The sequence below is a fragment of the Mesorhizobium sp. M8A.F.Ca.ET.202.01.1.1 genome, from assembly GCF_004791595.1.
In the GTDB taxonomy this organism is placed as follows: Bacteria; Pseudomonadota; Alphaproteobacteria; order Rhizobiales; family Rhizobiaceae; genus Mesorhizobium.
In genome coordinates this window covers 247,712-259,742 of sequence record NZ_SRUN01000002.1, presented here as the reverse complement: position 1 = coordinate 259,742, position 12,031 = coordinate 247,712, and the positions used below count along the sequence as shown (strand labels likewise).

At 62.9% G+C, this 12,031-nt stretch carries 6 protein-coding genes and 2 pseudogenes; 4 read left to right on the top strand and 4 right to left on the bottom strand.

Annotated features, from left to right (window positions below; all coding sequences use genetic code 11):
* Position 1 precedes the first annotated feature (1 nt).
* Together EN845_RS06000 and EN845_RS05995 are read right to left on the bottom strand one after the other, a co-directional pair.
* Positions 2 to 1,906: a hypothetical protein gene (locus tag EN845_RS06000; RefSeq protein ID WP_135906807.1), complete on the bottom strand. Its 1,905-nt coding sequence runs from the start codon at positions 1,904 to 1,906 to the stop codon at positions 2 to 4.
* A gap of 2 nt (positions 1,907 to 1,908) precedes the next feature.
* Positions 1,909 to 3,036 (bottom strand): hypothetical protein, encoded by a 1,128-nt coding sequence (locus tag EN845_RS05995; protein WP_135906806.1) that lies wholly within the window; start codon positions 3,034 to 3,036, stop codon positions 1,909 to 1,911.
* Between the two features lie 465 nt (positions 3,037 to 3,501).
* Between EN845_RS05995 and EN845_RS05990 the strand changes: the two genes are divergently transcribed.
* The 3 genes and pseudogenes from EN845_RS05990 to EN845_RS05980 all read left to right on the top strand — a co-directional run bounded on the left by EN845_RS05990 (position 3,502) and on the right by EN845_RS05980 (position 8,957).
* Positions 3,502 to 4,254: an ImuA family protein gene (locus tag EN845_RS05990; protein WP_135906805.1), complete on the top strand. Its 753-nt coding sequence runs from the start codon at positions 3,502 to 3,504 to the stop codon at positions 4,252 to 4,254.
* Positions 4,169 to 5,688 (top strand): annotated as a pseudogene (locus tag EN845_RS05985) (DUF6504 family protein). The gene EN845_RS05990 and the pseudogene EN845_RS05985 overlap by 86 nt, the downstream one beginning before the upstream one ends.
* Positions 5,685 to 8,957: an error-prone DNA polymerase gene (locus tag EN845_RS05980; RefSeq protein ID WP_135906804.1), complete on the top strand. Its 3,273-nt coding sequence runs from the start codon at positions 5,685 to 5,687 to the stop codon at positions 8,955 to 8,957. The pseudogene EN845_RS05985 and the gene EN845_RS05980 overlap by 4 nt, the downstream one beginning before the upstream one ends.
* A 153-nt stretch (positions 8,958 to 9,110) precedes the next feature.
* On the opposite strand, the gene EN845_RS05975 is transcribed toward EN845_RS05980, so the two are convergent.
* The gene (locus tag EN845_RS05975) at positions 9,111 to 10,811 is read right to left on the bottom strand and encodes a caspase family protein (protein WP_135906803.1); all 1,701 of its coding nucleotides are present in this window, start codon (positions 10,809 to 10,811) and stop codon (positions 9,111 to 9,113) included.
* 63 nt (positions 10,812 to 10,874) lie between these two features.
* Positions 10,875 to 11,463: pseudogene (locus tag EN845_RS05970) on the bottom strand (SOS response-associated peptidase).
* Positions 11,464 to 11,521: 58 nt separating this feature from the next.
* On the opposite strand from EN845_RS05970, the gene EN845_RS05965 reads away from it, so the two are divergent.
* Positions 11,522 to 12,028: an SOS response-associated peptidase gene (locus tag EN845_RS05965; protein ID WP_135907069.1), complete on the top strand. Its 507-nt coding sequence runs from the start codon at positions 11,522 to 11,524 to the stop codon at positions 12,026 to 12,028.
* Positions 12,029 to 12,031 lie beyond the last annotated feature (3 nt).

The following is a 12,031-nucleotide window of genomic DNA, read 5'->3' as shown; positions in this document are numbered from 1 at the left end:
CCTAGCCCCCCTGCTCGCGCAGATAGCCAACATCGCGCTCGAGGAAGCCGCCCCGGTGCAAGGTCAGCCCATGCGAGAGTGCGACCACGCCGCTGAGCTCGATGAGGCACCAGTTCTTGCTTCCTTGGCCATAGTCCCGAGTGACCTCGATCGCGCCATGGGCGACGGCATATTTGAGGATGAGCGCAAGCTCGTCGTTTGAGAGTAGAAGCTTGGCCATCTCCTCTTCCAGAACACCAACCGCATTCGCGCCGGCACCGAGACGGGCGTGGGGCAGCAGCGAGACTTCACGGCAGTCCGACGCGATGCCATCGACCATCGCGCGGACACGGCGTGCGAAGGGGAACGCCCAACCATCCATTATTTCTACAGCCTTGGCGCTCAGCACATCCTGTTGTGCACTCGCCGGGAGCGCCAGCGCTCGTCCCCGGATCGCTTGGGTTTCCATGCGTGCGACTAACGCGCCGGCGAGTTGGAGGAACAGCTCGGCATTTTCGTTGCTTGCGTCGCACAGCGTGTCGAAACCGTAGTGGAAGGCACGCCCGCTCAGCGCGTGGAGGTGCAGCCTGGCGGCCTCGGCGACCGGCGCATTCGCCTTGAGCGGTGTCCGCGGCTCTGGATCAAAGTCCTCGAACAGTGATACCTGCTGATCGGAAACGCGGTTGGCGTAACGCGCCATCAGGACTCGGACCATGGCAAGGGCGACCTCCGGCTCACGGTCGCCAGATTGCGTCCCCGCAAGATAGCCGGCCACCAGTTCCTCGATCGAGATGCGCCGCGCCGGAGTTACGTCGAAGCGCTGCTGGTCGCGCTCGACGAGAGCCGCGAGTTCGCGCAGCTTCGCCTCAGACAGGCGTGGTGGTTCGTCGGGGACAAGCCGTCGAAATGGCGGAAGGTTGCGATTGCGGAAGGCGGTGACGCGCGGGAGGTAGCGGTCTGCCATGTCCGCCGCCATGTCGCGGAAGCGCCGCCGCTCCTTGTCGCGGCTTTCGCCGCCCTGCATGAAGATATCGACATAGTCGCGGTCGGGCTTGAGATTATGCGTGGCGACACTACGAGCCGACCGGAACACGGCGCCAGGGCTGAGGGCGTCGAGCCGCATCATCAGCCAGCGTCCGAATTTGATCTCTCGTCGCGCGAGCGCGGTGAAGATCTGCTCGAACTGGTCTGGGTGAAGCGCGTGTACGTCGTCTAGGATAGCGAGCGGCTTGACCGTCAGACGCTCTCCCATCCACGGAATATCGATCTCCTGGATGCATTCGAAAGGCTGATAGGGTTCAGTCGCTGCCTTCGGCAATTTGTCGATGTCGGGCGGCAGCAAGCTCGCTCCGATTGAATAGATGGCGCGCTGCACTTCGAGCGCGCGGTCGCGAATGCCGGTCGCGGTCAGCCCGCCGATCTGCTCGAGGTGCGCTTCCGATGCGTCCCGGGCGATGAAGCGAATCTCCTCGAGCCGGCGATGGTCGCCATTGGTTAGGCCGCGCAGCAGAGCGAGCATAGTGCGCGCCTGGACCAGCCACAGGGCGAGTTTGGTTTTGACGCTGTCCTCATAGGGCAACTCCCAGAAGTCGCGATACTCGGATTCCATAGGAATGCGGACAGCTGCGACCCCGGGTTTCCCGTCTTGCAGAAACCCAGCGCCGGCGAGGGCTATGGAAAGCTGCTTGTTAGTGTCGTTGGTGGGGTCGCGCAGGATCGTTTCGACGAGGCGAAACTCGGCCAGCATGGCCAGCATGGTTTTGCCGCTTCCCGGCGCGCCGACAATGCGGATGGGCAGATCAAAAATGTCGGCCTTGCGAGGATGCTCGGCCAGGAATGTGGTGAGTGGCGCCGGACTCACGATCTCCAGGAAAGTAGTGTCGTCACGAATGTATTCGGTGGCGCGGCGGAGAAATGGATTTGCCATGGTCAGCCGTGCCTATCACGCCGACGAAACAAGGGCTGCATCGCGTGACCATTTTCATTGGTCGTTTCCGCCCAGAGTAGTGGAATGCTGTTGTTAGGTGTGTTGTGCTCAAGGATAAGCGGCAAGGCGCAGTCGGCATAACCCATCTTGAGATCGGCCTGCTCTGCCTCGCCAGCATGTTCGATCAGCCGAAGGTAGAGAGCGTGATTATAGTACTTTTCGCAAAGCGCGATGACGGCGTCGTCAGCGCCTGGATTGAGTTTGAGCGAGGCGGGCAGCAAGGTGCCCTGGGTCACATCGATTGACCCGAAGGTTCGGTCCGCCCATTCGAGATTGGCCAATTTGGTGCGTTGGAGTAGCGCCTCGTGCGCCTGGGTGGTCGAGATATAATGATGAATATGCAGCGCGTAATTCTCGACGATCGGAAAGGTCTTTCCCTGTGCCTCAACCGCCTTGCGCGCACCGATCAGCATGTCGTTGAATTTTTGCAGCTTGCCCTTCCACTCGCCATCCTTGAAGCGAATGAAGGTCGTACCTGAGCCGGTGAAATCGTCGATCAGGTAGACATGCTCGAACTGCTCGTCGCCAGCGTCGGCTTCCTTGATTTTCTTCGCAAGATCGAGCCATTTCTCGATGCCGATATTCATCATCGGCACGACCTGCTCCTGGGTGATGCGGCCGCTGTTGGCGCGCCGCATGATGTCGATGCGGCTGCCGTCGCTCATGCCTATGAATAGCGAGCGTCGCTTAATCCGCTTGAAGGCTGCGACCCCATCGCTGCTGCCCCAAACCTCATGGGGTGGGATGCCGGCCTGCTTGGCGGCAAGGCGCCGCAGATGCGGCGTCACCGTTTCTGGATAAAAGGCCTCGATCACGCGATAAAGCTCTGCATTGGAGATGTAGACGAGCCGGTGCTTAATGAAATCATAGGCCGTCTGGCGGTCCTCGGCATCGAACTGTTTCAGCCAGATTGCCAGGTTTTCGATAAAGCGGGATCCCGCTCGGAAATCGCTGTAGCCGTCATATTTAGTCGAGGCCATTAGCCGCAGCCAAGTATACTCGGCCGTCGCCACGCCGTCATCGGTCCAGTTCATGATTTGCGCAATAAGGCGCAGGCCGAGCAGGTTCATCGGCACCACACCGTAACATGTTCAAATATCGTCTCGCGCACGGAATCTCCCCCTGGAGAGTTTGTAGCGAATTGCACATCGTTGGCAAAGCAATTGAGTCGCGCTTTCAGTGGAATGATGCGTACTCTCGAAATGGAGGAGAAATCGATCAGATTATGCTGCGACTACGGCTTCACACGTCAATCGGCCCAAAGCTACGATTGGGAACGCCCAAAAAAACAGTGAACGAGTGAATGCGGCAGGAATACTGAACGATCGTCTGCTTCTGGAGTCGCGCTATGACGGGCTGAACGGCTGAGATGAGGCTTAACGCCGCCCTTGTGTTGTCGAAGCAGCCTGTAATTTCGCAAGCGGCGCCGCGAAACACGCCAGCGGCTCGCTGATGCCCACTTGACTCTCGTTCACCAATCGTAGAACAAATAGAGAACACGCTTATATACGCTTTCTTGGAGGTCAACCACCATCTTGCGGCCGGAGCCCGCCATAGAGTCATTGCGCGCGCGGATCGAGAAGATCGAGGGCCGAGGCCGGCGCGCCATATCTGTACTTCCTTTCGGAATAGCCGAAATCGACGCACGACTCCCGGGCGGCGGACTGGCGCTCGGCGCGCTGCATGAAATCGCAGGCGGCGGCAATGGCGCCATCGATGGTGCGGCAGCAGCGCTGTTCGCCGGCGGTGTGGCGGCGCGAACGCGGGGCAAGGTCTTGTGGTGCATCACCCGCCCAGACTTGTTCGCCCCGGCGCTGGCGCAGGCCGGCCTCAAACCTGACCGGGTCATCTATGTTGAGGCCGGCGACGACAAGACGATCCTCGCCTGCATGGAGGAAGGCATCCGGCATGGCGGGCTGGGCGCGGTCGTCGGCGAGGTCGCGCGCCTGACCATGACCGCTTCGCGGCGGCTGCAGCTTGCCGCCGAGGAAGCGCACACGATCGGCATCGCGCTGCGGAGATGGCGGCGGCAGGCGGAGGCGGCCGATTTCGGGCAGCCGACGGCAGCCATGACACGCTGGCGCGTCTCGGTCCTGCCATCGGCGCCATTGCCTGTACCTGGCGTCGGCCGTCACCGATGGCTGGTCGAATTGATCCGCGCCCGCGCGGGCGAAAGTGCCGATTTCGAATTGGAGGCGTGCGATGGCACGGGTTGTCTCGCTGTTCCTGCCGACCTGGCCGACCGACAGGGTGCGGCGCAAGGCCGGCGATGGGGCGCCTCCAGCTGAGGCTCCGCTCGTCCTGATCGGCCGCGATAAAAACAGGCGCTTGGTGCTCGCCGCCGACGCCGCCGCACTCGTCGCCGGCCTGCGCCCCGGCATGCCCGTGACGAAGGCGCAGGTGCTGGTGCCGGGCCTCGCGATCCAGGACGCCGATCCGCAAGCGGATGCCAAGGCGCTCGAGCGGCTCGCCGTCTGGATGCTTCGATTTGCACCGATCCTAGCGCCCGACCCTCCCGACGGGATCGTCATCGACACGACCGGCGCCGACCATCTCCATGGCGGCGAGGCCATGATGCTCGAGGGCATGGTCGGACGTCTGGCCATGTCCGGCATCGTCGCCCGCGCCGCGATCGCGGACAGCTGGGGTGCGGCGCATGCAATGGCCCGCTATGGCGGCCATCCCATCCGCATCGCACCGGCCGGCCATGGTCAATCGATCCTCGAACCGCTCGCGCTCGAGGCGTTGCGGATCGCGCCTTCGACGGCGGCCGAACTGCGCAAGCTAGGCTTCCAACGGATCGGCGATCTCCTGAAACAGCCGCGCGCCCCGCTTGCGTTGCGCTTCGGTCCGGAGATCGGCCGTCGTATCGATCAGGCCCTTGGCGCCGTCGCCGAGCCGATCGACCCGGTTCGTCCGCCGGACATCATCGAAGTCCGCCGCGCCTTCGCCGAGCCTATCGGCGCGGCCGAGACAATCGCGCGCTACATCGGCAAGCTCGTCGCCCAGCTCTGCAACCTGATGGAACAGCGCGGCATCGGCGCGCGCCGTCTCGATCTCATCTGCCGGCGCGTCGACAGCCATGCCCAGGCGATCCGTGTCGGCATGGCGATGCCCGTTCGCGATGCCAAACGGTTGACGCGGCTGCTCTGGACAAGATCGAGACCATCGCGGCCGGCTTCGGCATCGAGATGATGATCTTGGCGGCGACGGCGGCTGAGCCTCTGGAGCGCAGCCAGGCCGTGAGTTCCCTCGTCGAGGAGACCGTGCCCGACGTCTCCGAACTCATCGATACGCTGATGAACCGCGTCGGCGAGCGCGCCGTCTATCGGCTTGCACCCGTCGCCAGCGACGTGCCGGAGCGTTCGGTTGGCAAGATTCCGGCGATGGCGGCCGACACCGGCGCGAGCTGGCCCGGTCACTGGCCGCGGCCCTCGCGCTTGCTGGCGCAGCCGGATCCGGTCGAGACGGTGGCGCTGTTGCCCGACCATCCGCCAGTGTCCTTCACCTGGCGAGGGGTGCGCCGACGCGTGAAGCGCGCGGACGGTCCGGAGCGGGTCTTCGGCGAATGGTGGAAGCGCGACGCCGAGCTTGTCGCGGTGCGCGACTATTTCAGGGTCGAGGACGAAGCCGGCGAGCGCTACTGGCTCTACCGCGCCGGCGACGGCGAGGATGCGGCAACGGGCTCGCACCGCTGGTTCCTGCACGGAGTGTTCGGATGAGCGAGGTCCGTTATGCCGAATTGCAGGTCACCTCGCATTTCAGCTTCCTGCGCGGCGCCTCCTCGGCCGAGGAGTTGTTTTCGCAGGCAGCGCTGCTCGGCATCGAGGCGCTGGCCGTCGCTGATCGCAACAGCCTCGCCGGCATCGTGCGTGCCCATGAGGCCGCCAGGACGACTGGCGTGCGGCTCATCGTCGGCTGCCGGCTTGACCTCGATGACGGCACGTCGCTGCTTGTCTACCCAACGGATCGCGACGCCTATTCCAGGCTGTGTCGGCTGCTCTCGCTTGGCAAGGGACGCGCCGGAAAAGCGAAATGCCGGCTGGCGTGGAGCGACGTCGTCGCCTATGGCGCCGGCCTCATCGCCGTTCTCCTGCCCGATCTGGCCGATGAGACCCTGGCGCTGCGCCTCAGGCACCTGCGCGAGGCATTCGGCGATCGGGCGTACATGGCGCTGACGCTCAGGCGCCGGCCCAACGATCAGCTTCGCATCCACGACCTGGCGGCACTTGCCCTCAAGATGAAGGTGGCGTGGGTCGTCACCAACGACGTGCTCTTCCACGAGCCAGGCCGCCGCACCATGCAGGACGTTGTCACCGCGATCCGGCACAATGTTACCATTGACGCGCTCGGCGACCGCCGCGAGCGGCATGCAGACCGCCATCTCAAGCCGCCGCAGGAGATGCACCGGCTTTTCGCGCGCTACCCGGAGGCGCTGGCGCGCACCATCGAGATCGCCAACCGCTGCCGCTTTTCGCTCGACGAACTCGCCTACCAATATCCGGAGGAGCGCGACGACCCGTCTTTGACACCGCAGCAGGCGCTCGAAAAGCTGACCTGGCAGGGCGCCGACTCCCGTTACCCCGAGGGTTTGCCTGACAGCGTCATCGCGTCACTGCGCCACGAATTGCGGCTGATCGAGAAGCTCGATTATGCGCCCTACTTCCTGACCGTGAACGCCATCGTTCGCTTCGCGCGGTCGAAGGACATCCTTTGCCAAGGCCGTGGCTCGGCCGCCAACTCCGCGGTCTGCTATGTGCTCGGCATCACCTCGATCGATCCCGGCCGCAACGATCTCTTGTTCGAGCGTTTCGTCTCCGAGGAACGCCGCGAGCCCCCGGATATCGACGTCGATTTCGAGCACGAGCGGCGCGAGATCGTCATGCAGTGGGTGTTCGACACCTATGGCCGTGACCACGCGGCATTGTGCTCGACGGTGGTCCGCTATCGCACCAAGGGCGCGCTGCGCGATGTCGGCAAGGCGCTCGGCCTGCCGGAAGATCTCATCCGCACTTTGTCCGGCCAAGTTTGGGGCTGGTCTGAAGAGGGCGTCGAGGAACGCCATGTCGAGGATCTAAACCTCAACCTCGCCGATCGCCGCCTGCGGCTGACGCTCGACCTCGCCCGTCAGTTGATGGGCGCCCCCCGCCATCTCAGCCAGCATCCCGGCGGCTTCGTGCTTACCCACGACCGCCTCGACGACCTGGTGCCTATCGAACCGGCCAGCATGAAGGACCGCCAGGTGATCGAATGGGACAAGGACGATATCGACGCGCTCAAATTCATGAAGGTCGACGTGCTGGCGCTCGGCATGCTGACCTGTATGAAGAAGGGCCTTGATCTTCTCGCTGACTGCAAGGACATCCGGCTCGACCTTGCGACCATCCCGGCGGAGGATCCGCGCACCTATGCCATGATCCGCAAGGCCGATACGCTCGGCACCTTCCAGATCGAGAGCCGGGCGCAGATGTCCATGCTGCCGCGGCTGAAGCCGAGGACCTTCTACGATCTGGTGGTGCAGGTCGCGATCGTTCGTCCCGGGCCGATACAGGGCGATATGGTCCATCCCTATCTGCGCCGGCGGGAAGGCCTGGAGCCGGTGCATTATCCGAAGCCGGAGCTCGAAAAGGTGCTCGGCAAGACGCTCGGCGTGCCGCTGTTCCAGGAGCAAGCAATGCGCGTCGCCATCGAATGCGCCGGCTTCACGCCGGGTGAAGCGGACATGCTTCGCAAATCGATGGCCACCTTCAAGTTCACGGGCGGGGTTTCGTCATTCAAGACGAAGCTGATTGAGGGCATGGTAGACAATGGCTATGAGCGGGGGTTCGCCGAGCAGACCTTCAGGCAGCTCGAAGGTTTCGGCTCTTATGGTTTTCCTGAGAGCCACGCCGCCTCATTCGCGCTGATCGCCTATGCCTCGGCCTGGCTCAAATGCTGGCACCCGGACGTTTTCTGCGCTGCACTCCTGAACAGCCAACCGATGGGCTTCTACGCACCGGCGCAGATCGTGCGCGACGCGGCCGCGCACGGCATCGACATCCGGCCGGCCTGCGTCAACGCCTCGCGCTGGGAGTGCACGCTCGAGCCTGTTTCCGATGACGCAGGCTTCGCCGTTCGGCTTGGGCTGCGTATGGTGCGCGGACTTGCCAACACCCACGCCAGCAAGATCGTCACGACACGCGCCGATCAGCCGTTTGCCTCCGTCGACGATCTCTGGCGCCGCGCCGGCGTGCCGCAGGCCGCACTTGTCCAGCTCGCGGAGGCCGACGCGTTCCGGCCAGCACTTGGTCTCGCGCGGCGCGAGGCGCTGTGGGCGATCAAGGCACTGCGCGACGAACCCCTGCCTCTATTCGCTGCTGCGTCGGCCAAAGAGGCCAAGATCGTGCCCGAGATCAACGAACCGGCGGTGGCGCTGCGACCGATGACCGCCGGCGGCGAGGTCGTGGAAGACTACCGCCACATCGGCCTGACGCTGCGCAGCCATCCGATCTCTTTCCTTCCTAATGACCTGCGCCGCCGCAGCATAGTTTCCTGCGCAGAGGCGATGGAAGCCCGCGACGGTCGATGGCTGGAAGCGGCGGGCATAGTGCTTGTCCGGCAGCGCCCGGGCTCGGCAAAGGGTGTGATGTTCATCACGATAGAGGACGAGACCGGAATCGCGAACCTCGTCGTCTGGGCGAAAGTGTTCGAGCAGCACCGGCGCACGGTGCTGTCGGCGGGCATGGTCGCGGTCCGGGGGCGCATCCAGCGCGAAGGCGGGGTGGTCCACCTCGTCGCTCGCAAGATCAGCGATCTATCAACCGAGCTCGCCAGCGTCGGCGAACGCGAGGGCAGCTTTCCGGTGCCGTACGCCCGCGGCGACCAGATACCCAATGGCGGCTCCGGGCCCGATCCGCGCGAGCTACCGCCCAAGGGGCTGCGCAGCCGCGATATCTATATTCCCGATCTTCACATCGACAACATCAAGGTCAAAACGCGGGATTTCAGGTAGGCTGGGTCCGACAGCTCGGGATCATTTGAAGGCGTTGGAATCCCGGGTTAGATTCTAACGATCTTTTGCCCGACAGACGAAGCTCCTCTCCCAGCTGGATTGCATATCAAGCGGGATTGTATCGGACCGGAACCAATTCAAGCCTTTGCCGGATCAAGCTTCGAAGAAGGTGACATCGCCGCTGCCGCCGACCACCGCGAGCTCGTGATCGGAGAAAAAATGGACGCCAGACACGATCGTTGAATTACCGGAGCCGACATCGAGTTCTTGAATCACTTGAAGATCGCGCGTGTCGAGCAGAACCACGCTGCTCTCTTGCGTCGCGATCGCAAGGATCGGCAGCGTGGGCGCGTGGGCGCACGCGTGATAGTCCGGGACTTTCAAACTCTCGGTGAGTGCCCTGTGCACGCGCCGCTTTAATTTCGACGGCTCGAAGATGAACAGGCGGATAGCCTCGTCCTCCGCGAAGTTAAGCAACCGCGCACGAATGCCTGCGGCAGTTTTGAAACCCCGGTCTGGAAGGAGTTCCGCAATCACCTGCCCCGACCGGTCCAGCTTCAATGCGACGCCCCCTTGGCCTACAACAAAAACGCAGTCGCCGTCTGGGGCGACCGCCATCGCGTTGACATGATGCCTGACCGTAGCGATCTCGCTTATGGGTGTGTTCAGATTTTGCGGATCGATTTCGCAGATTCTGCCATCGCCGCCAGCGACCCAGACAAGACCACCAGGCATGTAAGTGCAGCAGTAGACGTCAAAGCCTACCTCATAGCGAGCGACCTCCTCGATATGGTGGATATCAACTCTGAGGCAACTGACAATACCGTTGCCGAAGTAGGTAATGCCATTCGCCGACGGGGAGGCAGTCAACCCGAACGAATGCTCCATTTGGAGGTCCAGTAGAGGTTTATTGCCAGCGCCCGCTACGTACAGCGCGCCGCTTGAGCCGGCGAGCAGAAGCAGCTTGTCGCAATATGCCGCCCCCATGAGGTGGTCCTTGCCGTGATATCGAACTTTCGCAAAGCCACCGATGCCAACGCTCCAGGACATTGCGTCGCCAACTCCAACGATGAGGGTACGGCGCGTAGTGTCGGCCGCTGCCCAGGCGCCGACACTGAAATGCTCGGGGTTGGGCACGCCATGTCGTTGGATCGCTGCGAAACGCGGCAGGTCGGTAAATGAAAGGGTTCGTGCGAGGCTGGAATAGGTCCAGGGCTGCTGATCATTTCGTTGAGCGACGACGTCCTGCGACACGCGCCGGAAGCACTCATCCACAGTGAGGCTGTGATCCAGCAGATGGCGGCAGAGAGCGTTTGAGAATGCGCTGCCCATCCCTTTGGCGCCGTCGCCAGCGTCCCTCGTGGCGCTCGTAGCATAGGCCAGCAGAAGGTTTGACCAACTGCGTTCGTCAGCGACCAGCTCCTCCAGATCGTTCGACGTGCGCCTGGCTTCGTCGGGATCGTGCGGCCAGTTCCGGCACGCATCGAGCACGATTATGCGGGACGCAGCGCCGCCCGTGGCCTCCACGAAGGTGTTCAAACTTGTGGCGGTGTAGCGCAGGCCAGCGGCGGTTGGCGGGAAACAGAAGTCGATCGGGAGGAAATAGCCCCGACCATGGCGTTCGACGGCATGCCCGGCCAAAAAGATCACCGCGAGTTCCGCTGTCTGCGCCAACTCCTTAAAGTTGGTGAGGGCGGCGTCTATAGCCGCCAGGCTAGGGTCAAAGACGGTCGTCACGGCAAAGCCGCGATCGCGCAGCGCGTCAGCGGCGTGACCTGCATCGCTTGTCGCGTTCTCCAACTCCTGACCCGGATAAGCGATTGCTCCGATCACAAGCGCGTGGCGTCCGTTCATGATTTTGCACCCAGCGCTGCAGCCCGCCGCAGATGAGCTGCCGTAGCCAACCCCGACTCGACGTTAGCCGACCTGCTCGACGGTGAGCGAGCCAGCTTGGAGCGACCTGATCAACGACTTTGCCGAGACCAGCGGATCGAGCCAGCTCGCCCAGTCCTTCCGGTCTAGTATCACGATCTGCCGGTCATGATAGGGGGCGATGTCCGGACCGGGTTCCATCGTAAGCATCGTAAACGCTTCACCGACATCATTGGTCTGGCCAGATTCCGGCGATGCAGAAGATCGGCTCGTCGCGCTTGGTGAAGAGCCACTTGTCCTTGCGCTTCTTGCCCTTCTCCGTTGGATCGGTGAATTCGTAAAAGCCATCGGCAGGGATCAGGCAGCGGTTCGCTGCGAACTCGCGACCATCCGAGCGGAAGTTGTAGACCGGCCGTTTGTTCTGTCCGGGCCAGCTCCACCGGCGCTGAATCAGGTCACCCTCGCCGCTCGCGCCGTCGACCGCGCGGATAATCGGCCCGATATCCGTTATCTTGATGTCCTCGCGTGCCTCGATGTTCGGCGCGCCGTCGCTGAAGCGGATCTTGATCTTGAGATCGGCGAAGTCCTCGACGATCGAGGCGACATCCACCATCAGCCGATAATCATTGCACATGTGTCACCTGTTTCCCGGCGTTGCGCGGCAATTATGTTCCTGTTATGTTCTTTTGGCTATGAGCGCAAGAGTTTTTGATTCCGACGCACCGCTCGACGAACGCCGCGTCATCATAAGACGCTACGGCGGCGATGTTGAGATGCTAGAGCTGCCGTGGGGACTTCAACCCAGGGACCCGGGCGGGCGACCCTTCACGGTCGTGCGCACAGAAGACCGATCGTTTCCGAGCCATCGCTGCCTGGTGCCGGCGTCCGAATTCCGGCACCGCAGCCAGGGGAAGAACTACAGCTTTCGCCTCGCAAACGGTGACTGGTTCTACTTCGCCGGCATCTGGCGGCCAGCGACGCGCGATTGGCCGGAAGCCTACGCAACCCTCACGATCCAGGCCAACGATGATATTGCGCCCTACCATGACCGCCAGATGGCGGTGCTGCGCCGGGACGAGCGCACGGCTTGGCTCGACATGACGCATCCGGAACATGAAGTCCTTCGTCCCCTTCCCGGGAGAAGCTTTGCGATTTCGCGTCTCCGTCAGGGTCGTATGCAGGCTGAATTTGCGATCTGAAGA